Raw genomic sequence first — 24,908 nt, 5'->3', positions numbered from 1 at the left:
TAAAAATAAAGGCGCCGAAATTAAGCGCCATTATTTTTTGGTTCCTACTGTTTCTAAATTTTACTTAGTTTACAGTTTCTTCAGACTTTTCAGTATTTTTAATTTCTTCAGAATAAAGATGGCATTTCACTTCTCTCCCATCTTTAAAAACATATGGAGGCTCCACATCTTTACAAATTTTCATAGCAAATGGGCATCTTTCATAGAATTTACATCCTAATCTTGAAAATTCTTTGACTTCTAAGGAGGATAATTTTATATCTTCTTTCCATGTTCCTTCTGGATCCGGTTGAGGAACAGACTCTAGGAGTATTTGGGTGTAAGGATGGAGAGGAGAAAGCATGACTTTATCTATATCTCCAAATTCGACCACATCCCCTCTAAGCATTATGGCTATTCTGTCACTTATGTAGTAAGCGGTTGCAAGATCATGAGTTATGTATAAAACGGATACGTTATACTTTGTTTTCAACTCAGCAAACAAATTCACTATTGACATTCTCAAAGAGGCATCAACCATCGAAACAGGTTCATCGGCTATTAGAAGTGAAGGCCTTGTTACAAGAGCTCTGGCAACAGAAACTCTCTGCAACTGCCCACCAGATAATTCGTTGGGGTATCTTCCTTTAATTTCTTTTAGTGTCAGTCCTACCGAATTAAGAGATTCTTCTACGCCTTTTTGCTTTTCTTCTTTTGTTTTTGCTATTTCATAATTTTCAGCCATTTCAAATAGATACGAATCTACTTTTTTTAGCGGATTAAATGTTTCAAAAGGATTTTGAAAGATGGGTTGTACTTCTTTCATATATTCCAAAAGTTCTTTTCTTTTTTTTATATGTGTAACGTTCCTTCCTTTGTATATAACTTCTCCAGAAGTGGGAGTCTCAAGCCCCAGGATCATTCTAGCTACAGTCGTTTTTCCACTCCCTGTCTCTCCAGCAAAAGTTAGGATTTCAGGTTTTTCAGCATCTAAATCAAAATTTACCTTATTTACAGCTTTTAATTTACTTCCAAAGAATCTTCCACCTAAATGGAATACTTTCTCCAAATCTTTAACCTCGAGTAGTTTGTTGGACAACGTTCTCACCTTCCTCTACTTCATCAGAGAATAAGAAACAAGCAACATAATGTCCTTTTTCAGCTTCTATTAGTTTAGGTATGTGTTTTTTACAAATATCCTTGGCATAAGGACATCTTGGATGGAACCTGCATCCTTCGGGTGGATTCGCCAAAGAAGGAGGATTACCTGGTGCACTTGCCCTTTGCCTTCTATCTCCTATCTTTGGAAGAGAGTTTATCAGAAAGTTAGAGTAGGGATGACTTGGATTTGTAAACAATTTCTCTTTTTTGGAAATTTCAACTATCTTTCCAGCGTACATTACAGCAACCCTATCGACAACGTTAGCGTGCACCGCCATATCATGTGTAACCATTACCATTGTATTTCTATGCTCCCTATGAAGCTGTTTAAGCATCTGTATAACTCCCCTTTGAACTACGACATCCAAAGCGGTTGTAGGTTCATCAGCGAATATAACTTTCGGTTCTAGTATAGTTGCAAGTGCGATAGTTGTTCGTTGTCTCATACCTCCTGAAAGTTGGTGGGGATACGAATCTAAAACCTCCAAAGGCAGTCCTAAATATTTTAAATGCTCTTCCATAAGTTTTTCATACACTTCTTTATCAGCGTTTTTTTTATGTGTTTTTATAACATCTTCAAAGGTTTTTCGTATTTTTCTCACAGGGTTGAACGTGCTCATAGAACCTTGAGGAATATACGATATGTCTTCCCAACGTACCTTTCTTAGTCTATTTTCATCTAAGGTCAATAGATTGAAATTCTTACTATCATATGAGTAGTTTACTTCTCCTTTTAGTACTTTCAAAGGAGGTTTGACCATAGATAAAAGAACTTTTAGCAAGGTGCTTTTTCCACATCCTGATTCACCGGCTAAACCCAAGATCTCATTTTCTTCAACTGAAAAGGTCAGATTGTCTACTGCTTTTACATCCCTTTTCACGCCAAATACATGGGTAATATAATAAGCAGATAGGTCTTTTATTTCAAGTAAAGACATCTATATTAACCTCCCATTTTTATTCTTTGCAATCTGGTTCGTGGATCCAGAAATTCACTTATACTCACCGAAAGCATGTATAATGCGACAAAAAATATAATAGATAAAATTATTGGTGTTAACATCCACCACCATATTCCTCTAAAAATGGCTTGATATTGCATTGCCCAATGGATAGTTGTGCCTATAGTAGGCGTTTCTAGACTAGTCAATCCAAGAACCGACAAAGTTATCTCCATTCCTAAAGCCCAAAGAATTGTATTAATAAAGTTCGCTATCACCCAAGGTATTACAAAAGGAAGATGTTCTTTGAACACTACTTTCCACATGTTCATTCCTGAAAATACAGAAGTGTATGTGAACTCTCTTTCTCTTAAACTTAGAACTTGGGCTCTCACTTGTTTTCCACCCCACGGCCAGGAGAATATTGAAAGTATCGCTCCCATAACAAAGATAGTCATTTTTTCTCTTAGAGAAAAAGAAAGGAATACGAGTATTGGTAAAGAAGGCAAAACTATGAAACTGTCGTTTATGGACATTAGAACTCGATCCAAAACACCTCCTCTGTAACCCGCTATTAGTCCGACTATGGTGCCTATTATAGTTGAAATACATGCCGCTGTTAACCCTAAAATGAATGAATTTTTTAAGGCGTGTGTGGTATTCCAGAATATATCTTGCCCCATCGAATTTGTTCCTAAAAGATGTTGGAAACTAGGTGGCTTATCTTTTGGTACAACATTCCATGACCTAGGATCGTATGGTGAAAATGCCGATAAAATAGCTAAGAAAACCAAGATACATATTACAGTGAATCCAAACAGAAATTTTTTATCTCTTTTCAGAAGATCTTTCAGTATCACAAACATATAATCACCTCATCTATACCTTATTCTTGGATCAAATAATGGGTATATTAAATCTATTATCAACGATGCAGTTGCTATGGCTATTATGGAGAGAACGGATATCCCCATCATTAAATTGAAATCGCCGTTTGTGATGGATTTTTGTAACAAGGAGCCGACTCCAGGGTAAGAAAAGGCAACTTCAGTTATAATAGCCCCGTTGAATATTCCGCCTATTTGAAGAGCTAAAGCAGTAATCTGTGGTAATATACCATTTCTCATAACATAACTGTATAACAACTTGTTTTTAGGTAAGCCGGCGAATTCTGCGTAAGTGACAAAGTCTTCTGCAACTATGTTGGATGTCAGTGATCTCATACTTAAGAACCACTAACCTATGCCTACTAGAATCAAAGAAATTGCAGGTAAAATACTATGTCTTAAGACATCCAAAAGGAATGACCAGCTAAAAGTTGGTTGAAGCCCTACACTGTATCCTCCCATCATGGGAAATATTGGAAAGATATAAACAAACAGAATAACTAAAATTAAAGCCATAACGTAGTATGGAATTGGATATATGGACATTGCAACTACAGCCAACACATTGGACCATTTTTTTTCTTTAAAATATCCAGCTAATCCTCCTAAAATATTTCCTATAATCCAGGAAATGATTAGAGAGAAAAAAAGCAAGAAAAAGGTCCATGGTAGAGAGTTGGCAATAATCTCCGTAACAGGTGTGGGAAACATAGATAAGGAAGGACCAAAGTCAAAAGTAAAGAGATGTTTCCAAAAAGCAAAGTACTGTTCAACTAAGCCCCCTTCTAATCCATATAATTCTTTTAGAGTATTTTGCAAACTTGCAACTGCCTCAGGTTCCATATAAGCTCCACCATAAGAGGTTAATCTGTTTATAGCAGACTGTACTGGATCTATAGGAGTTAATCTAGGAATAATAAAAGTTATAGTTATCCCTATAAATATTACTAATAAATATTGAATTAATCGAGGAATAATGTATGTTTTTAAAACTTTCAAAATTAAGTTCCTCCTTTTTTGAAAAATTTAAACCAAAGCCCGCCCCATTGAGCGGGCTTTGGTTTCATACAAGATTGTTTATTTTCTTCCAGTTGGCTCAAGTCTTGGCAACATGAACTTAAACTCTGCCCACCAAGAAACGTTTGCCATATAAGGATTGTTTGCATTTGGATAGTTTGTCCAATAATAGTTATCATTGGCATTGAATTTTTTGTTTATTACCATTGGAATCACAGGCATTTCTTCAACGGCTACTTTGTAGAATTCTTTTGTCAATTCCACAACTTTCGGGTCTGCAAAGTAAGAAGCACCCATATCATCAATTATTTGATCTACTTTATCTGGAACCTTCCATCTATAATTATTTGGAGTTGTAACTGCGGTTCCTAAAGGAGTGTAGAAATCAGATTTAAAACCATTGATGAACGTCCAAATATCTGGAATACCTGAGGATGCTAACATCCCACCCCAGAAAGAGCCAACATCGTAATCTCCGAGAGCTTGTCTTGTCCATAATGGGCCTGCTTCTAAGGTTTCAACATTAACTTGAACACCAAACTTTCTCCATTGATCAGCTACTGCAAATGCTAATCTTGTAGCATCTATTTCAAAATCTGCCGGTGCAATTATGCTGATCTTCCATGGAGTACCATCTGGTAGCAACCATCTTCCATTTCTGTCTTTTGAAAATCCATTGTCTAAAAGTAATTTTTCTGCCTCTTGAGGATCATATTTCCACCAACCTATTCCCCAGACCGCTTCGGGATCTTCCACTTCAATATTGTAAGATTCTTCAGCCCATTCTGCTATTCTGTAGGCAACGTTTGTATCGTAAGGTTTATATCCATCATCCAGTGTGAAGTTTTCGAGCCATGGTTCTAGAGGTTCATAATAAATCTCAGTGAAATACTGAGTTGGACACGAGTGAAGAGCGGTTACTCTCTCTATTCCAGCATATCCCGAAATAACAACATCCTCAATGTTTATTGCCAAGGTTAATGCCCATCTGACATCTTTGTTATCTAAAGGATATCTAGCGTTGTTAAGGAACATTCCTCTTGAGTTAACATCATCCATCCACGCCCAAGGAAAATCTTCGTACCATACGACGGAATACTCGTTTCTAGCCCTTAAGACTTCGAAAGCTTCTGGAGTTAAATCGAAAATCATGTCCAGTTCATGGCGGGCTTGAGCCGCAACTTTTCTGTCATCCGTACCGTAGTAAATAAAGAGAACATAGTTAGGCTTTGGTTCTCCATACAGTTGACCAACGCTTGTTCTTTGCCAATCCTCGCGTTTTTTGAATAAGAACCAATACCCTTGAGGATCGTAGCTATCAAGTACATACGGGCCTATTGAAACAGGAGGGTTGAAGGTGAAAGTTAATGGATTATCTACTTTCTCCCATATGTGTTTTGGCTGAATAAAAAGAGCTCCATAAACTAAAGAAGTAAAAATGTTGTGAGCTTTTGGATTGGGGGAATTAAGTTCTATAACTACAGTGTAATCATCCGTTTTGTAAATGTCTTTTACGTACATTTGAATTTGTGCACTTGAATTCATACCTGGATGGCTTGCAATGTTTTTTACAGTAAATACTACATCGTCAGCGGTGAAAGGAACACCATCACTCCAATAAAGTCCTTGTCTGAGTTTAATGGTTATTTGTGTAAAATCGTCGTTGTAAATAGGTTCTTGGGCAGCTAAGGCGTTTATCCATTCACCTGTTTGTGGATCAACATACCATAGAGCATCCATCAATACCTGTTGAGGGCCATGACCAGCGAGAGATCCTGGTATCCATAAGTTGAAGTTTCCAGGGTTACCAACACGTCCATGTAGGTTATCCACGATGAGTGTTTCATTTCTTGGAATTGTTGGTAAGACCTGGGAAAATACCATGCCAACCAACAGAACAAACAACGTTACTAGCCATACTTTCTTTTTCATGCTAACTTACCTCCTTTTTTGATTTCACCAGTTTTTCACTACGAAAAAACTTCCGCTTTTGAATACTTTTAAAGTATAAAAATGGAGTAAAAAAGGAATCAAAGATGGGAAAATGCTGGTTTCTTCAACTTAAGGAAAACCTTATTTGCCATGTTGTAATTGTTCATAATTTTACTCATAAAAGCCATGGTGGAACCTTTTGCTATGCTTTCTAAACCATCATTATCGATATAGATTTTTATCTTTCTTCTTTCATTATCTATAATTTTTTCTTTTGTTTTAATAACCATAGATTCTAATGAAAAGTCCGGAAGTATCTCTGTATGTCCTCCGAATATAAAAATTTCAGGATCTAAAAAATTAATGATTATCGAAGCTGCTTTTGAGTATATATCAATGTAATCTTTCAAGATATGAGATTTTTTTTCATCTTTGATATACTGTTGGAATTTTAAAATATCCATATAATCTTTTTCGTTCTGTTTCCAAATTGGAATAATTACAGGTGCTTCCCCCGCAAAACTATGAGCCCCTTTATAAATCTCACCGTTAATTATTATTCCGTTCCCTTGAATTGCATTAATACTTTTTCTATTAACATAAAAACTTAAAAACATGAAATTTATAAATCTATAAATACCATTATTCTTATAATAGTGATAGATAGCTCCTGCATTTGCGTCATTTTCTAAATGAACTGGAATGTTTATTCGTTCCTCCAATATATTCTTCAAATACATATCTTTTATAGGGAAAATACCAGAAGATAAGATCAACCCTTTTTCATCATCAACCGGTTCCGGGAAAGATATTGCTATGAAGAGAACCTGCTCTAAAAAATCCGAAAAAATTTCTATGCAATTAATCAAATCATCTACTATTGTTTTTTCATTCACTTCTTTGAAAATTGTTTCTTTTCTAATTACGTTAAAATTCAGATCCATCAATAAAACAAGAAAAAAATTTTCTGTAACTGCGATTCCTATATTGTATGCAAAAGAGTAATTGATTTGTAATTGTAAAGTCTTTCTGCCACGATTGGTATTTTTTATCTTGTTGTCAGAATAATAAACTAAACCTATACTTCTTAAGTTTTTTAAATTTCTAGATACGTTTGATCTATCTATTCCTAGATTATTACTAATTTCTAACATAGTTGTTTTTTTCTTTAGCCATATTTCACGTAATATTTTCAATTGAGTTTCGTTTTTTAAAATCAATCAAATCACCTTTTTTAAACCTTAATATAAATGACAAAATAATTATTTGCACGATGCACACAAAAACATTATACCAACAATTATTTATCAAAGCAATCTTAATAGCAACCGATTATTTACGATCTCAGTCAACTATTAATCTTTATAGTCAATTATGAGCATAAATCTTAAAAATTGAAACTTGTACTTAATTTAAAAAATAAAAAAAATTAATGGTAAAATATTGTAATAAGAAATAGGAAATAGAGACCTAAAAAGGGGGAAAGTGAATTTTGTTTAAACTCAGTCGAAGTGGTAAGTTTAAATTTTTAAGTACCAAACACAACAAGCAGATATTTGTTACTCCATTGATAACAGATTCACATTTACATATATTGGGATTGGGAGAAAAGCTTTCTCAACCAACTTTGGAGAAAAAGAAAATATCTGAAATTAAGGGTATTATAGAAGAAATTGTCATTAAAAGATCGAATAAAATTGTTTTAAGAGGTTGGACTGAAGAGTTTGCAAATCCCGATAAAGATTTTTTGGATTCAATAAATAGAGAAATCCCCATCATGCTGGTTAGAAGATGCGGACATTTTGCGGTTGTGAATTCAAAGGTTTTTGAGAGTATTAATTTTTCAGATTCAATTAATTACGTGGATTTTGAAGAAGGAAAAATCAAAGAAAGTGCAATCGATAAATTTTATGAAACCTTTGGCCCTTTCACAGACGTAAAAAATAATTACGAAACCTCAAAGAAGTATCTAAAAAATAAAGGTTATGGTTTTGTCCATTCAGATGATTTACATGGTATTTCTAAAGATAACTTGCCGTTTGTACATGATAATGAGTTTTTTGTATATGAAAAAGTTGCCGTTAAGGATTATAGTGAGCTTTCAAAATATTATGAACTAGGATACTTTAACGAATTTAAATGTGTTAAAATATACTTGGATGGTTCCCTAGGAGCACGAACAGCTTTATTGCTTAATAAGTACAACGATTCCAATACGTACGGGGAAAAATTATGGGAAGATACTGAGTTGACTGAGGTCGTTGAATTTTGTGAAAACAATGGGCTTCATTTAGCTGCTCATGCTATAGGAGACGGGGCTATAGAACAAATTTTACGAGTTTTTGAAAAGGTCAATCCTAAATTAAGACATAGAATAATTCATGCTATAGTTCTTAGATCTAATCAAATAGAAAGGATTAAAAAACATAACCTTATTGTAGACATACAACCTCAATTCATGGAATCCGATAAGGTTTTTATTGAAGATAGATTAGGTGAAAGGGTAAATGATGCCTTTAGATTTTATGATTTATACAGATCACAAGTGTCTCTTTTTATTTCATCAGATGCTCCAGTTGAAGAACCAGATTGGTTGAGAGATATTAAAAGATTGAAAGAAATAGGGATCCCTTATAATTACTCTTTGTATCAGCTTACCTATGGTCCAGAAATTATAGATAACATTGATAGGCAAGAAAGTATGGAAAGTAACGCTTTAATATTTCAAGATGATCCTTTTGTTGAAATATCTCAACCAAAGATCTATCAAACTGAAAATTAGGTTTTGATTTTAAAAAGGTGCGAGCACTAGAGTTTCTAACGACAGTAATAATTATATTTCGTGAGGAGGTAGTGTAATGGAGAAATTAGTTTTAGAGGATTTTACAAAGTACAAGTTTATATCTAACACAAAATTTTCACCGAACGGTAAAAACTTAGCTTTTGTTGTATCTGAAATGGATGTAGATGAGAACAAGTATCTTTCAAACATATGGCTTTACAATGTTGATAATAAAACGATCAACAAACTTACCGCTTTCAATCAAGAAAGCTCTTATGTTTGGTTGGACGATGAGAATATCATCTTCTCAACGGTGAGAGAGGAAAAGGATAAAAAGAGGAAGGAAAAAGGAGAACCTTTTACAATTTATTATATAATAAACATCAAAGGTGGAGAAGCTCAAAAATATTTCGAACTCCCATTCTTTGCATCAGATATCGAACCCATATCTAAAGATAAGTTTGTTGTAACTGGTATTTATGACCCGAAATATAAAAATTTGGAGAACCTTTCAAAGGAAGAAAAAGAAAAAGAACTGGATAAGCTCAAAGAAGAAAAAGACTACGAAGTTTTAGATGAAATACCTTTCTGGTCGAACGGAAGAGGATTTACCAATAAGAAAAGAAATAGATTATACATTTATACGTTAGAAGATAAGAAAGTTACCCCTATAACAGACGAATTGACGAACGTTGAAGGTTTTAAATTGAATAAAGAAAAAGATTTAATGCTTTTTATTTCCAACCCTTTTAAAGATAAAATGGAAATAAGATCCGATCTTTATTTATATGACTTAAAGAAAGAAAGTTTAGAGAAATTAACACATGAAGACCCTTTCAATTACGTATATGCAGACTTTCTAAAAGAGAAAATAATCTTCTTAGGTTCCAACATGAAAGAGTACGGAATCAATGAAAATCCCAAATTTTATTTAATGGATTTACAAACAAAAGAAGTGAAACAAATTCAAACTGATTTTGATTTTAGTACTTGGAGTTCTGTAGGTTCTGATTGTAGATATGGTTCTAACAGTGAATTCAAAGTGGAAGACAATTACCTTTATTTTGAAACAACAGAGTATGGCAGTTCTTTCATAAATAGAATAGATGAGAGAGGTAAGAGAGAAAAATTAACCACACAAGGCGGATCCGTTGATGGTTTCGATGTATTTAAAGATCGTATTATCTTTGTAGGAATGAGAGATGTGAAACTTCAAGAACTATACGAATTAGAAGGCAATGAAGAGAAACAACTAACTACTTTCAACGAATGGGTAGTAAAAGAAAAAACTTTATCTAAGCCAGAAAGGATAACCTTCCTTGGTAAAGGTGAGATAGAAATAGAAGGATGGGTTATGAAACCTGTAAATTTTGAAGAGAACAAAAAATACCCTGCAATCTTAGATATTCATGGTGGTCCAAAAACCGTTTATGGTGGAGATGTTTTTTTCCATGAAATGCAGTATTGGGCAAACGAAGGTTATGTTGTTATGTTTTGTAATCCTCGAGGAAGCGATGGGCGAGGGGATGAGTTTGCCGATATCAGAGGAAAGTATGGAACAATAGATTATGAAGACATAATGAACTTTGTTGATAAAGTATTGGAAAAGTTCTCTTTCATAGATGGAAGTAGGATAGGGGTAACAGGTGGTTCTTACGGTGGTTACATGACCAACTGGATAATTGGACATACTGATAGGTTCAAGGCTGCCGCTTCTCAAAGAAGTATAGCAAATTGGATTGCTAAATTCGGCACTACAGATATCGGTTACTACTTTGTTGAAGATCAACAAGCAGCTACACCATGGAGTGATTATGAAAAGTTATGGTTCCACTCACCTATGAAATACGCAGATAACGTTAAAACTCCAACTCTGTTTATACATTCGGAAGAGGATTACCGCTGTTGGTTAGCTGAAGGATTGCAGATGTTCACTTCACTCAAATACAATGGTGTCGAATCAAAACTGGTTATGTTCAGAGGAGAAAATCATGAATTGAGCAGAAGTGGGAAACCAAAACATAGAATAAGAAGATTAAAAGAAATTACCACGTGGTTTGACAGTTATTTGAAATAGTTAAATGTATGTAGCTAACTTTTCGCATTATAAGGAGAGAAAACATGAGAGCAAAAACCAAACGTTTGGTAACTATATCGTTGTTATCTGGTATTTCTTTTGTTCTAGGATTTACTCCATTGGGATTTATCCCTATTCCTCCAGCGAATGCAACAACTATGCATATTCCAGTTATAATTGGGGCAATATTGGAGGGACCTGTTGCAGGAATGGTTATTGGTTTGATATTTGGTGTATCTAGTATAATTCAGGCACTTTTAAGACCAAATATATTGTCTTTTGCTTTTGTTAATCCTTTAGTTTCTGTATTACCAAGAATATTGATTGGTTTTGTTTCATATTATTCATACAGGTTAGTATTTGAACTTTTCTCGCGTAATAAAGAAAAAGTTTCAAAGTGGAGAGATAGCGTATCTATTGGTGTAAGTGCTGCTTTAGGAACTTTGACTAACACAGCAGGTGTTTTAGGTATGATGTATCTTTTATTTGCCGACAGGATAGCTACCGCTATGGGAGTAGCGAGGGAAGCAGTAGGTGGGGTAGTGTTGGCTATAGGCCTAACAAACGGTATTCCAGAGATCATAATAGCGGTTTTAATAACTGTTGGAGTAATCAGAGCGGTAAAAAAAGCAGGCTATTGATTATCTCATCATTTGGGTGGGATTCGGGGGAAGGGCGCTATAGCAACTTTTTTAATTTCTAAAATTAGCAAAAATTACAAATTAAAAGGAGGAGTCAAGTATTATGAAGAAATACTCAGCTACCCACGAATACGTGACAATAGAAGGGAATATTGCAACTGTTGGGATTTCCGCGAAGGCTGCTGAAGAATTGGGTGATGTAACCTACGTTGAATTACCGGAAGTCGGGAAAAAAGTAAAAAAAGGTGAAGTCCTGTGCACCATAGAATCCGTGAAGTCAGCTGAAGATATATATGTACCTTTAAGTGGAAAAATTGTTGAAGTTAACAGCGATCTTGAAGATCAGCCGGAAATAATAAACGAAGACGCCGAAAATAAAGGATGGATTGTAAAAATTGAAATTTCTGATCAATCAGAGATAGAAGATCTTTTGGATGAAGAGCCTCCAATGTAAACAAGTATAATTCAAAATTAAAGGCCTCTATTTAATTGGGGCCTTTTTTCTTTTTTTAACTTGAAGAAGCCAGACATAAAGTAAAAAGATCAAACTCCATAAAAATAGCGGGATAAATAAAGAACTAAATTCAATCGGTTCATAAAAGGTAAAAAGATTTACGAAATTTTTTATTGATAATGCAAAAAAAGTTGAAAAAGAATGAACAAAATTGAAAGGCAATAATATTGAAAGAACGCTACATAAGATTAGTAATGAAATAGCAGGGGTTAGAATAGGCGTTATGAAAAGTCCAATCAAAGAAATTTCTCCAAAGTGTATTAGAGCTATAGGAAATATACCGACATATGCAGCTATGGGGACAGACAAAGCTTTAAAATATTGATATTCTACATGATTCATTGTAAATAAAATCATAAAAGTCGCAGCATAACTCATTTGGAAGCTAACGTTCATAAGATTATTGGGAATTAACAAAAGATTGAGATATCCTATTAATCCTAAGATGTTGAAAGAGCTAACAGGGACGTCGAAAAGTCTGAATAAGTTCAAGGTAACTAAAAGCAATACAGCCCGTACAGAACTTGGGGTGAATCCGGTAAAAACCAAATAAAAAGTGATGATAGTGGAGTATAAGATGAGTCTTAGATTCCTTTTCAAGATAAAAAAGTTCAGAAAGAAGCTGATCATCGAGTAAATTATGTAAACGTGCATACCCGAAACGGCAAATAGATGCAGAGTTCCTGTTTTTTGAAATACCTCTTTATCCCGTATATTACCCATAAAAGAGCTCGTCAGTATATCAAGTGCCTCATTATTTTGAATGTTTTCAGACAATCTATTAGTTGCAAGATCTTTTATCTTCATAATCGAATTGTTGTTGGCAGGAGCCACATATTCAGCTCTAAGAAAATCGTTTTCAATTGTCCCGTATATGTAGACGTTTTTGCCGGTGGTGATGGGAACGGTGCTGAATTCACCATAGTAAAATTTATAATAATTCCTATAATTCTGCCATTGATTTTCATAATAGATTTTTTTTGAAAATACTGTATAATAATTTCCTCTTTTGTCTATAATTTTTCCTAAAATACCTACTTCTGAATTTAGATTGATGGGAATGTATAACAAGGCAGGAAACAATAAAATAGCGATTAAAAAGACTTTTAATTTATCTTCCTCCAAGAGTTTTAAAAGAAAAAGAAACAAAATATAACCTATTAATACAGCGGCTTTATTCAAGTAGGAAAGTACTAATAACAAAGAAAAGGCAATAAATAATTCAATAAAAAAGGGAAAGTTAACCTCAGTTTTCTTTTCTATACTTTTACCCCCCAGTAGATAGAAATCAGAAGTGAGATTATCAATCAGGAATATAATAAAATTAATTCAAAAAACAAAAGGATCGTAAAACACGATCCTTCATTCTGGTGCCGGGGGCGGGACTTGAACCCGCACGAGTGTAAATACTCATATGGCCCTCAACCATACGTGTCTACCAATTCCACCACCCCGGCAAAAAGTTGCTTATGTTAATATATCAAAATTATTATACACTACGTTATAGGCTTTGTCAAGAGACCGAGGTCATATCATATACCTCTCCATTTTTTATGACAGTTTGAGTGTGGTTTACTCCGAAGTGGTATATTAAGTATTCTATATTGGGAACATCGAAAATCGCCATATCAGCTTTTTTAGCTACTTCCAAACTACCAATTTTATCTTCTAATTTCAGTGCACAAGCCGCATTAATAGTAACCGATGTAATTATTTCCCTTGGATTCATATGTAATTTTAGTGCCCCAAACGTCATAACCAATTGTAAATTTTCTGTAGGCGAACTTCCTGGGTTATAATCGGTCGACAATGCAATTGGTATACCAAGTTCAATCATCTTTCTGGCCTTTGCATACTTCTCACTTTGCAAAAAGAAGGTTGTTGTGGGAAGAAGTGTGGCTATTACATTGTTCTGGGCCATTTTTTTCAAGCCTTCATCACTTGCACCTACCAAATGATCAGCCGAAACACAACCTAACTCAGCAGCTAATTCGGCACCTCCTAAAGGTTCTATTTCGTCTGCATGAATTTTGAGAAATAGACCGCGTTCTTTTGCAGCAGATAGTATTTTTCTGGATTGATCAACTGAGAAAACTCCTTTTTCACAGAATACATCACAAAATTTAGCTAGATTTTTTTCCGAAACATATGGAATCATTTCTGTTATGAGTATATCTACGAATTTATCGACGTCGTCTTCGTACTTTTTAGGTACAGCATGGGCTCCCAGAAAAGTTGGGACCAAATCTACGGGATGAATTCTATTGAGTTCTTTTATAACCTCAAGCTGTTTCAACTCGGTGTTAAAATCATCAAGCCCGTAACCGTTTTTTGCTTCAACGGTTGTTACTCCATAAGACAACATTCTATTTAAACTCTTTTCTGCCTTTTTAAGTAATTCTTCAAAAGAGGCCTTTTTAGTTGATTCGACGGTGTCGTATATTCCTCCCCCAGAATTTAAAATATCTAAGTAACTTTTACCTTCTAACTTCTTAAATAATTCGTATTCCCTTGAGCCTCCATGAACCAAATGAGTGTGAGAGTCTATTAAACCGGGTGTTACAGTTTTCCCTTGGGCGTTTATAATTTTTGCATCTTGAGCTATTTCTATGTCTTTTGGCAACTCTCCATTTCCAACATAGATTATCTTATCTTTAGAAGCAGCAATGATTCCATTTTTAATTAAGCCAATTTCTGACATTTCCTCTTTCTTTCTTGGTCTATTAGGCCCTCTCATGGTTATTAAATTTGAAATGTTTTTTATCACTAAAGTAGCTTTTTCATCCATATCAATCACCATAAATTTTATTTTCTAAAACTCTGTCATAGCTGAAATCTTCTAATTTTAAAAAGTAATCAGCGGTATCAACAAGGGCATTTAACGGTACTAACCCAACTATTTCACTTCCAACAACGCTCACTCCATACCTGTTCGCTTCGTTTTCTATCACTTGAAATACTCTATACAAAGGTGTTTTTGTGTAATCAACCATATTCATGGAAACTTGGACTATATTCCTTTCTTTCAATTCAAAACCCAACGCTTTACAGTATTTAAATCCTCCACTTTTTCCTCTAACCGCTTTGGCTATCTTTTTTGCAATGTCTAAATTGTTGGTATTCAGGTTCACGTTGAAAGCTATCAAAGGCATTCTTGCCCCCACAGCGGTAACTCCTGCACTTTCATGCGGTTGATCTGGGCCAAAATCTGGCTTGAACTCTTCTTGTTTTAATTTCTCAAACATCCCTTCGAACTCACCTTTTCTTATAACGGCTAAATCTTCTCTTTCGGGTCGGCTAGCTGATTTTTCATACAATATTACGGGGATATTCAACTCTTCTCCTATTCTTTTTGCCAATTTTTTAGAGTATTCTACACACTCTTGCATAGTTATGTTTTTTATTGGAATGAGTGGGATAACGTCTGTAGCTCCCATTCTTGGATGTTCACCTTTATGAGTTCTCAAATCTATCAACTCAGCCGCTTTTTTACAGGCGTTAAAAGCTGCTTCTATTACCATATCAGGTTCTCCCACAAAAGTAACTACGCTTCTGTTATGATCTTTATCCATAGAGTAATCTAATAATTTTACTCCTTCTTGTTTTCTTACTTCATCTACAATCCGTTCTAACTTTTCTTTATCTCTTCCTTCACTGAAATTAGGAACACATTCAACGATTTTGTTCAAAACATCTACCTCCTAACCCTCATAGTATTTGTCAACCAAATCTTTTATCATATTTTTATCAGCAATGTATGGCAAAGTTATGTGGTCCGTGTTTTTGTTTTCTTTGTTATACTCTATTGATGTTTCTATAGAAGCTTCATTTCTAGCCCATGATCGTCTGGCAACCCCAACCATAACATCCCATGGAATTGCGTTCTTTATTATTTCATCCACCCTTTCACTTCCGTCAAGAACCAATCCAAAACCACCGTTAATGGCTTTACCGATACCAACTCCGCCTCCGTTGTGCAGTGTTACCAAACTCATTCCCCTTGCTATGTTTCCAGCAAAGTCATGGGTTGCCATATCTGCCATTATATTACTCCCATCTTTTATATTCGCCGTTTCTCTAAAAGGAGAGTCAGCTCCACCTGCATCGTGATGATCCCTTCCGAGCATTATGGGGCCAACTTCCCCTTTTCTAACCTTTTCATTGAATTTAAGAGCTATCTTCATTCTTCCCATAGCATCCTGGTAAAGGATCCGAGCTTGAGTACCTACAACGAGATTGTTTTTATCAGCATCTCTAATCCATATGTAATTGTCTCTATCTTGGCCCCTTCTATTGGGATCTATACATTCCATCGCTGCTTTATCCGTTTTCAATAGATCTTCCCGTTTTCCACTTAAACATACCCACCTGAAAGGTCCATAACCATAGTCGAATATTAATGGTCCCATTATGTCTTCCACATACGAGGGAAAGATGAATCCTTCGCTTTCATCCAAGCCATTTTTTGCTATTTCTTTCACGCCTGCATCAAAAACCGCCTTCATGAAACTATTCCCATAGTCAAAAAAGTAGGTTCCCCTTTCAACCATTGTTTTTATAAGCTCAAAATGTCTTCTCAATGAATTGTTGACTAATTCAACAAATTTCTCTTTATTTGTTTCTAAGAGGTGATTCTTCTCTTCATGAGTCAAGCCTTGAGGGCAGTACCCTCCCTCGTAGGCGGCGTGACAAGATGTCTGATCTGATAACAAATCTACTTTTATACCTTTCTTTGCAATGTATTCCAATAGATCTACAATATTACCATAATAACCGATGGAAATGGTTTTTTTTCTATTTAGATGATCGAAGGCTATTTCAAAAACTTCGTTCAAATCTTTGCTGTAAGTTTTTAGCCAACCTTGGTTGAGCCTTGTTTGAATTCTGGAATAATCTACTTCTGCAATTATCCCAACCCCTCTTGCGATTTCTATCGCTTTTGCCTGAGCACCGCTCATTCCACCTAAACCCGAACTAACAAACAAGCGTCCTCTTAGATCACTATCTTGGGGTATTCCTAATTTCAACCTTCCCGCGTTCAACAAGGTATTGTAAGTACCATGAACGATACCTTGAGGTCCTATGTACATCCACCCTCCAGCAGTCATTTGCCCGTAGTTGGCAACACCCATAGCTTGTGCCTTGATCCAATGTTCTTGATCATCAAACATCCCAACCATCAAGGCATTTGTTATTATCACCCGTGGACTATTTGGAGTTGATCTGAACAAACCTAGGGGATGTCCTGAAGCCACAACTAAGGTTTGTTCTCTTGTTAGTTCTTTTAAGTATTTTTTAATCAACCTGTACTGCATCCAATTTTGACAAACTTGACCGGTTTCACCATAGGTTACCAGTTCATAAGGGTACAAAGCGACATCGAAATCCAAGTTATTATCGATCATGACCTGAAATGCCTTTCCTTCAATACACTTACCCTTGTACATATCTATAGGTTTTGCCTTAATGTTGCCCTCAGGTCTATACCTGTATCCATAAATTCTACCTCGAGTAAGCAACTCTTGTAAAAATTCTGGTGCCAATTCTTCATGCAAACTTTCCGGCACGTACCTTAAAGCGTTTGCAAGGGCTAGTTCTACTTCTCTTTTTGATAAGTTCAAAGGTCTTTTAGGAGCCCTTCTTATACCTTCTAAGAATTTAGGCATAGGAGGAAGTTCATCATCCAACTTAATGGACATTGCGCTAGAAATATCAATATTGTTCACCATGATATTTTCTCCTTTCTTTAAAGTAATTTACCAATTTCTTTTTCCACTTCTTTAACGATTATGCAAGATTTTAAGATTTCTTCACTCTTATCTATCATTTCGTACATCGCTCTGTCTTCGTTTATCTTCGGTATTTTATCTCTAACTATATCATAAACTATCTTTGAACCTTTTCCTAAACCTTTGTTTCCTCGTAGGTCTATGGCTTGGCAAGCACAGAGCATTTCCATAGCTAATACTTTTTGGACGTTGTTTAGTATATTCTTCGCTTTTCTCGCTGCAATTGTACCCATAGAAACGTGATCTTCTTGGTTTGCAGAAGAAGGAATTGAATCAACACTTGCAGGATGGGCTAAGACTTTATTTTCTGAAACCAACGACGCGGCTGAATATTGAACAAGCATAAATCCAGAATTCAAGCCACTTTCTTCTATCAAAAAAGGAGGTAACCTGCTCAATTTAGGATTAACAAGCCTTTCTATTCGTCTTTCTGATATATTTGCAATTTCAGACAAAGCAATCGCCAAAAAGTCCATGCCCAATGCAATTGGTTGGCCGTGAAAATTCCCCGCGGATATTGCTTCTTCTTCTTTTGAAAATATCAAAGGATTATCGGTTGCTGCATTCATCTCTTTCACAATGACATCTTGCACATAATTTACCGCATCACGTGAAGCACCGTGAACCTGCGGGATACATCTCAAGGAATAGGCATCTTGAACCCGTAATACGCCTTGATGAGACACCATTTTACTACCTTCAAGTATTTTCCTTAAATTATTAGCGGACTCAATCTGCCCTTTATGAGGTCTTAGATTGTGTACCCTCTCATCAAAAGCCTCGATGACACCGTTCAATGCCTCAAAACTCAACGATGAAATTATATCTGCCGTTTTTAAAAGTTCTATGCTATCGTATATCGATAATGCACCTATAGCAGTCATAACTTGTGTTCCATTTATCAAAGCGAGGCCTTCCTTTGCAACAAGATTTATCGTATCTATTCCCGCCAACTTCATAGCTTCTTTTCCGCTTAACCGCTTGCCCTCGTAATAAGCCTCTCCTTCTCCCATCATCGGTAAAACCATATGGGCTAATGGAGCTAGATCACCGCTTGCTCCTAAAGACCCTTTTTCTGGTATTACCGGGTGAACCTTCTTGTTGATCATATTGATCAAAGTTTGAATGGTGGATAACCTTATTCCAGAAAAACCTTTGACCAAAGAATTCGCGCGAAGCAACATAATCGCCCTAACAGTTTCTATATCCAAAGGATCCCCGATTCCACATGCATGACTTCTGATCAGATTCTTTTGTAATTTCTCTGTTTTATCGTTCGAAATGAAAACATTGCAGAGTTCTCCAAAGCCAGTAGTCACACCATATATAATTTTTTCCTCTTCTGCAAACTTTTCTACAACTTTTCTAGAATTCTTAATATTCTCAAAAGCAGAGTTATCTATTACCACCTCGTAATAATGTCTAGCTACATTAATCACATCTTCCAAACTCAGATGTTCGCCGTCTATATAGACCTCTTTCAAGTATAAGACCTCACTTTCGATCGAACAAAAATTTTACATCTTCTAACAAAATTATAACATCATGAAAAAAATTTCTCACTTCTAAATAGAGCCGATTAATGGTGATTAAAAACAATCTAAGTCGATTAAACAAGAAAATCTAAAGAAATCTTACAAAACAATTTTTTACAAAATTCAAGAAAAACTAAGAAAAAGCTTCCTAATCGCAAATAATTGCTCGTAATTGCTTCTAATATTAGTTGATTGGATAAATTAATGGTTGACAAAAAAAGTTAACTCACATATAATTATTCTGAACAAAATTTGAATTTATTTAGACATTTCCTTCTTCTAAAACTTTAAAAATCTAATTTGGTGCCATATACCAAAAGATATTGGTTAGATGAAAAAGCTGTTTGATTGTAAGATTTAATAAACTTCCTTTGGTTTCTAATTCAAAGACAATGAATGTTTTGATTTTTAAAAAATAAATTATAAAGAACAAAAATGGGTTATTGTTAATTCGAATATTAATTGATTGGATAAACTTACCAGTGATTGCTTGTGCTCTTTCACTTAAATTTCTTAATAGAGGACTCTATGATTTTTTGTTTGAAATATGAAGTATAAAGTATAAGAGGATTGAAAGGGCTAAATTGGGTATTAAATAATAGACTTTTTTACTACTTTGGGAAGAAAAACCAAAGTAGAGGAAGAAAATTCGTTAGGAGGTGTGAAAGTATGAAAAAGAGTTTATTGGTGATTTTTGTTTCTGTGTTACTTGTTGTTTCGGGATTTTCACAAGTAGCGGGTATTCCAAGAGAAGAAACACTCATTGCTAACATTTTAACTGGAAGAGTAGGTTCCCCTGGTAATTTCAATATATTTACCAGTAGCTGGAGAACCCCTGACCAAGGGATTCATCAATTGATGCTGGAACCATTATGGACGATGGAACCCACCAGAGGAGAAGTTATTAATTCTCTTGCAGCGGAAGGCCCGATTTACAACGAAGACTTCACACAGATGACCGTTAAGTTGAGGAAAGGATGCTATTGGAGTGATGGTGTTGAAATTACTGCCGATGATATTGTATATGATATTGAACTAACTTTGAAACACCCTGGGATGGCTTACCATGATCAGTTCAATATGTACATTGATGACGTATACAAAACAGATGATTACACCGTAGTATTTGAATTGAAAGAACCTAACGCACGATTTCACGCTAATTTTGTAGACAGATGGGGAGGATGGAGACCTTTCCCAAAACATATTTTTGAAAAAGTAGAAGATCCCTTATCCTTTAATTACAACCCTCCGATAAGTAGTGGTCCATATGTTCTAAAAGATTATGATCGTGCTGGTTATTGGACACTTTGGGAAAAAAGGGAAGACTGGGAAAGGACGCCAACTGGAATGTTGTTTGGTGAACCAAAACCAAAATACGTACTCTTCTATTTCTATGGAGAAGCTACAAACCAAGTAATTGCACAAGCTAACCATAACTTAGACATGACGGATTTATCAATGGAAGCATTCAGAGCCCTCATTCAAAGGAATCCATACTCAAGGGGATACAGAATAGAATACCCATGGGTGGTCAACACAGATCCTTGTATGACAGGTGTTATATTCAATACCGAAGTATATCCATACAACCTTAAAGATGTAAGGTGGGCATTAACTCTTGCAATAGATATAGTGGATTACATAGGGATAGCGTTTGATGGTGCTGCGCCTATGGGTGCACTTCACATCCCACCAATGCCTTATTACCAAGAGATTTATTATGAACCGATGGAAGAATGGTTAAAAGATTTCACCTTAGACATAGAAGTTAATGGAGAACCATTCAAACCGTATGATCCAGCGGCGACATTAAGAGCAGCTCAATATGCAAGGGAAAGAGGATATGAGGTACCAAACGATATAGAAACGTTGAAAGAAATGTTTGGTCCAGGATGGTGGAAATATGCACCTGATGTAGCGGAACAACTATTAGAAAGGAATGGATTTACAAGAGATAGAAATGGCAAATGGTTGTTACCAGATGGTACACCTTGGAAAATTAATATTATTGCCAATGCAAATCCTTCACATCCATCGCATAGAAATGCACTTGCTGCGGCACAAGAGTGGAGAAACTTTGGTATAGATGTTTCAGTTACTCCCAGCGAACAAGATGCGAGTGTAACTGCGTTAGGTAACTTTGAGGTTAGTTCCCAATGGCCTGCAATGGAACCATGGGGTGGACATCCTGATTTGTACCGTGTTTTTTCGAGTATGCACTCAAACTACTACCAACCTATAGGAGAAAATGCTATTACTAATTTAGGCCCTGCACCAGGCAGATGGACAGATCCTAGAATGGATGAGGTTATAGAAGGAATGGAAAAGGTGGACTGGGGTAGTGAGGAAAACATGGAATTGGGTATGGAAGGATTAAAAATACTTGTAGAAGAAATGCCTTCAATTCCAACTTTTGGATATCCTGGAGTAGTAGGATGGGATGAGTATTACTGGACGAATTATCCTGGCGCTGAAAATCCGTATATGATTCCCTATCATCACTGGCCAAATTTGAAATACGTACTCCCCTTTCTTGAACCAACAGGTAGGAAATAAGGGCTACAGATAAATACATTGAGCCCCCTTCGGGGGGCTTATTATGATCACGAAACTTTTCCTGTGTACTGTGAATGGTGAAAAGGTTCCATATGAATTTGTAATTGCAGAACTAAAACAAATCAAAGCTCATTTCGACCGAAATCTTACAAAACGATTTTTTTCAAAATTCAAGAAAAACTAAGAAAAAGCTTCCTAATCGCAAATAATTGCTCGTAATTGCTTCTAATATTAGTTGATTGGATAAATTAATGGTTGACAAAAAAAGTTAACTCACGTATAATCGTTTTGAACAAAATTTGAACTTATTTAGACATTTGTTTTCTTTAAAACTTTAAAAATCCACTTTGGTACACTGCAATAAAAAATATAGGTTAGATTAAAAAGCTGTTTAATTGTAGGATTTAATAAAATTCCTTTGGTTTTTAATTCAAAGACAATGAATGTTTTGATTTTTAAAAAATAAATTATGAAGAACGAAAATGGGTTATTGTTGATTCGAATATTAATTTATTTGGTAAACTTACCAATGATTGCTTGTGCTTTTTCACTTAAATATTTCTAATAGAGAATTCTATGATTTTTTGTTTGAAGCTCAAAGAGCGAAAAAGGGGATAAAGGGGGTATTAATAAACTTTTATTTTTACTACTTTGGGAAGAAATGCCAAAGTAAAGGTAAAAAACTCATTAGGAGGTGTGAAAGAATGAAAAAGAGTTTATTGGTGATTTTTGTTTCTGTGTTACTTGTTGTTGCAGGATTTTCACAAGTAGCTGGGATTCCAAGAGAAGAAACACTCATTGCTAACGTTTTAACTGGAAGAGTAGGTTCCCCGAGTATTTTTAACGTATTTACCACTAGCTGGAGAAATCCTGATAGAGGGGTTCAACAATTGATGCTGGAACCATTATGGACGATGGAACCTGCCAGGGGAGAAGTTATTAATTCTCTTGCAGCAGAAGGTGCAATCTACAACGAAGACTTCACACAGATGACGGTTAAGTTAAGGAAAGGGTGTTATTGGAGTGATGGTGTTGAAATTACTGCGGATGATATTGTATATGGTATTGAAACTACCATGGAGCATCAAGGAATGTCTTATCATGAGCAGTTCGATATGTATATTGATAAAGTATACAAAACAGATGATTACACAGTAGTATTTGAACTGAAAGAACCTAACGCCCGGTTCCACACCAATTTTGTAGACAGATGGGGAGCATGGAGGCCTTTCCCAAAACATATTTTTGAAAAAGTAGAAGATCCCTTATCCTTTGATTTCAACCCTCCTGTAAGCAGTGGTCCATATATTTTAAAAGATTATGATGCCGCTGGTTATTGGACACTTTGGGAAAAGAGGGAAGACTGGGATAGGACGCCAACTGGGATGTTGTTTGGTGAACCAAAACCAAAATACGTACTTTTCTATTACTATGGAGAAGCTACAAACCAAGTAATTGCACAAGCCAACCATAATTTAGACATGGCAGATTTAACAATGGAAGCATTCAGGGCACTTGTTCAAAGAAATCCATACTCAAGAGGATACAGAATAGAATACCCATGGGTAGTTAACACGGATCCTTGTATGACAGGTTTTGTATTCAATACCGATGTATATCCATACAACATAAAAGATGTAAGATGGGCATTAACTCTTGCAATAGATATAGTAGATTATATAGGGATAGCGTTTGATGGTGCTGCACCTATGGGTGTACTTCATGTTCCTCCAATACCTTATTACCAAGAGATTTATTATGAACCATTAGAAGATTGGTTGAAGAATTTCACCTTAGACATAGAAGTTAATGGGAAACCATTCAAACCATACGATCCAACGGCGACATTAAGAGCAGCTCAATATGCGAGGGAAAGAGGATACGAGGTACCAAACGATATAGAAACATTGAAAGAGATGTTTGGTCCAGGATGGTGGAAATATGCACCTGATGTAGCGGAACAACTGTTAGAAAGGAATGGATTTACAAGAGATAAAAATGGCAAATGGTTGTTACCAGACGGTACACCTTGGAAAATTAATATTGAAGCTCATCCAAATCCTTCACATCCGCAACACAGGAATTCGCTTGCTGCAGCACAACAATGGAGAAACTTTGGTATAGAGGTTTCGATTCATCCTAGCGAACAATATGCGAGTATAGCTCAGTTAGGTAACTTTGAGGTTACTGACCAATGGCCTGCATCTGAGCCATGGGGTGGTCATCCTGATTTGTATCGTGTTTTTTCGAGTACGCATTCGAAATACTACAAACCGATAGGGAATAATGCTGTGACTGGCATGGGTCCTGCAGGAGGTAGATGGACAGATCCTAGGATGGATAAGGTTATAGAAGGAATGGAAAAGGTAGACTGGGATAGTGAGGAAAACATGGAATTAGGTATCGAAGGGTTAAAAATACTTATAGAAGAAATGCCTTCAGTTCCAGCTTTCGGATATCCTGGAGTAGTAGGATGGGATGAGTATTATTGGACTAATTACCCTGGTGCCGAAAATCCGTATATGATTCCCTATCATCACTGGCCAAACTTCAAATACGTACTCCCCTTCCTTGAACCAACAGGGAGAAAATAAGGGCTACAGATAAATACATTAAGCCCCCCTCGGGGGGCTTATTATGGAGGTGTAACACTTGCTATTTTTCAAGCGATACTTGCTACCAAGGATAATACAATTTCTAGTTGTAGTATTCGTAGGGATAACGGTGGTATTTATTGTACCCAGGCTAACGCCGGTTGATCCCGTACAACAAGTAATCAGTCAAATGACATCACAAGGAGCCTTCTTAGACCCAGCGGCTGTTGAAGCATTAAGGCAATCGCTCACAGAGATGTACGGATTAGAAGGAGGGATATTCCAACAATACGTTGCCTTTTGGGGAAGACTGCTACATGGAGACTTTGGGCCATCACTCTTTCAATTTCCGGTACCTGTAATGGAGCTAATAATGGACTCACTGCCCTGGACGGCTGGATTACTATTAACAACTACAATCCTCTCTTGGTTAGTAGGAAGTATAATAGGGGCACTTGCAGGATACTTTAAAAACAAGGCATGGGCACAAACATTAGACA

At 35.7% G+C, this 24,908-nt stretch carries 18 protein-coding genes, 1 tRNA gene and 1 pseudogene; 8 read left to right on the top strand and 12 right to left on the bottom strand.

Annotation, left to right across the window (positions count from 1 at the left end; translation table 11 throughout):
• Positions 1 to 64 precede the first annotated feature (64 nt).
• The 6 genes and pseudogenes from X927_RS07465 to X927_RS07440 form a co-directional block, all read right to left on the bottom strand.
• A complete protein-coding gene (locus tag X927_RS07465; RefSeq protein ID WP_103077461.1) occupies positions 65 to 1,078 on the bottom strand; it encodes an ABC transporter ATP-binding protein in 1,014 nt (337 codons plus the stop codon).
• On the bottom strand, positions 1,053 to 2,078 hold the full coding sequence (locus X927_RS07460; RefSeq protein WP_103077460.1) for an ABC transporter ATP-binding protein: 1,026 nt from the start codon (positions 2,076 to 2,078) through the stop codon (positions 1,053 to 1,055). The genes X927_RS07465 and X927_RS07460 overlap by 26 nt, the downstream gene beginning before the upstream one ends.
• A gap of 5 nt (positions 2,079 to 2,083) precedes the next feature.
• Entirely contained in the window at positions 2,084 to 2,947 is an 864-nt protein-coding gene (locus X927_RS07455) for an ABC transporter permease (protein WP_103077459.1), read from the bottom strand.
• A 9-nt stretch (positions 2,948 to 2,956) separates the two neighbouring features.
• Positions 2,957 to 3,967, bottom strand: a pseudogene (locus tag X927_RS10425) (ABC transporter permease).
• A gap of 78 nt (positions 3,968 to 4,045) precedes the next feature.
• Positions 4,046 to 5,917 carry an ABC transporter substrate-binding protein gene (locus X927_RS07445; protein WP_103077458.1) on the bottom strand — a complete coding sequence of 624 codons (1,872 nt, stop codon included), beginning with the start codon at positions 5,915 to 5,917 and terminating at the stop codon, positions 4,046 to 4,048.
• 98 nt (positions 5,918 to 6,015) lie between these two features.
• Complete coding sequence (locus X927_RS07440; protein ID WP_103077457.1) at positions 6,016 to 7,137, bottom strand: ROK family transcriptional regulator; 1,122 nt, start codon at positions 7,135 to 7,137, stop codon at positions 6,016 to 6,018.
• Positions 7,138 to 7,409: 272 nt separating this feature from the next.
• Here X927_RS07440 and X927_RS07435 point away from each other — a divergent pair, with 272 nt between their 5' ends.
• The 4 genes from X927_RS07435 to gcvH all read left to right on the top strand — a co-directional run bounded on the left by X927_RS07435 (position 7,410) and on the right by gcvH (position 11,871).
• Positions 7,410 to 8,699 (top strand): amidohydrolase family protein, encoded by a 1,290-nt coding sequence (locus X927_RS07435; protein WP_169925200.1) that lies wholly within the window; start codon positions 7,410 to 7,412, stop codon positions 8,697 to 8,699.
• A 76-nt stretch (positions 8,700 to 8,775) separates the two neighbouring features.
• Positions 8,776 to 10,776, top strand: coding sequence for a S9 family peptidase (locus X927_RS07430; RefSeq protein ID WP_103077455.1), 2,001 nt, complete (start codon positions 8,776 to 8,778; stop codon positions 10,774 to 10,776).
• 44 nt (positions 10,777 to 10,820) lie between these two features.
• Positions 10,821 to 11,417 carry an ECF transporter S component gene (locus tag X927_RS07425; protein WP_103077454.1) on the top strand — a complete coding sequence of 199 codons (597 nt, stop codon included), beginning with the start codon at positions 10,821 to 10,823 and terminating at the stop codon, positions 11,415 to 11,417.
• A 103-nt stretch (positions 11,418 to 11,520) separates the two neighbouring features.
• Positions 11,521 to 11,871 (top strand): glycine cleavage system protein GcvH, encoded by a 351-nt coding sequence (gcvH, locus tag X927_RS07420; RefSeq protein WP_103077453.1) that lies wholly within the window; start codon positions 11,521 to 11,523, stop codon positions 11,869 to 11,871.
• Between the two features lie 27 nt (positions 11,872 to 11,898).
• Here gcvH and X927_RS07415 read toward each other — a convergent pair whose 3' ends face one another.
• From X927_RS07415 to hutH, 6 genes are all read right to left on the bottom strand, one after another.
• Positions 11,899 to 13,080 carry a ComEC/Rec2 family competence protein gene (locus X927_RS07415; RefSeq protein ID WP_103077452.1) on the bottom strand — a complete coding sequence of 394 codons (1,182 nt, stop codon included), beginning with the start codon at positions 13,078 to 13,080 and terminating at the stop codon, positions 11,899 to 11,901.
• 219 nt (positions 13,081 to 13,299) lie between these two features.
• Positions 13,300 to 13,388 (bottom strand) — tRNA-Leu (locus X927_RS07410).
• Positions 13,389 to 13,444: 56 nt separating this feature from the next.
• Positions 13,445 to 14,719 carry an imidazolonepropionase gene (gene hutI / locus X927_RS07405; RefSeq protein ID WP_169925199.1) on the bottom strand — a complete coding sequence of 425 codons (1,275 nt, stop codon included), beginning with the start codon at positions 14,717 to 14,719 and terminating at the stop codon, positions 13,445 to 13,447.
• 1 nt (position 14,720) lies between these two features.
• Positions 14,721 to 15,620, bottom strand: a complete 900-nt coding sequence (gene ftcD / locus X927_RS07400) for a glutamate formimidoyltransferase (RefSeq protein ID WP_103077450.1) — start codon at positions 15,618 to 15,620, stop codon at positions 14,721 to 14,723.
• Between the two features lie 12 nt (positions 15,621 to 15,632).
• Positions 15,633 to 17,660 carry a urocanate hydratase gene (locus X927_RS07395; protein WP_103077449.1) on the bottom strand — a complete coding sequence of 676 codons (2,028 nt, stop codon included), beginning with the start codon at positions 17,658 to 17,660 and terminating at the stop codon, positions 15,633 to 15,635.
• Between the two features lie 17 nt (positions 17,661 to 17,677).
• The gene (hutH, locus tag X927_RS07390) at positions 17,678 to 19,204 is read right to left on the bottom strand and encodes a histidine ammonia-lyase (protein WP_103077448.1); all 1,527 of its coding nucleotides are present in this window, start codon (positions 19,202 to 19,204) and stop codon (positions 17,678 to 17,680) included.
• Between the two features lie 720 nt (positions 19,205 to 19,924).
• On the opposite strand from hutH, the gene X927_RS07385 reads away from it, so the two are divergent.
• From X927_RS07385 to X927_RS07375, 4 genes are all read left to right on the top strand, one after another.
• The gene (locus tag X927_RS07385; protein ID WP_169925198.1) at positions 19,925 to 21,814 is read left to right on the top strand and encodes an ABC transporter substrate-binding protein; all 1,890 of its coding nucleotides are present in this window, start codon (positions 19,925 to 19,927) and stop codon (positions 21,812 to 21,814) included.
• Positions 21,815 to 21,857: 43 nt separating this feature from the next.
• Positions 21,858 to 21,998, top strand: coding sequence for a hypothetical protein (locus X927_RS10215; RefSeq protein WP_169925197.1), 141 nt, complete (start codon positions 21,858 to 21,860; stop codon positions 21,996 to 21,998).
• Positions 21,999 to 22,518: 520 nt separating this feature from the next.
• Positions 22,519 to 24,408 (top strand): ABC transporter substrate-binding protein, encoded by a 1,890-nt coding sequence (locus X927_RS07380; protein WP_169925196.1) that lies wholly within the window; start codon positions 22,519 to 22,521, stop codon positions 24,406 to 24,408.
• A gap of 58 nt (positions 24,409 to 24,466) precedes the next feature.
• On the top strand, positions 24,467 to 24,908 hold a 442-nt coding region (locus tag X927_RS07375), incomplete at its 3' end, for an ABC transporter permease family protein (RefSeq protein WP_146026597.1).

This window comes from Petrotoga mexicana DSM 14811 (genome assembly GCF_002895565.1).
GTDB lineage: Bacteria > Thermotogota > Thermotogae > Petrotogales > Petrotogaceae > Petrotoga > Petrotoga mexicana.
This window is presented reverse-complemented; position numbering and strand designations above follow the sequence as displayed.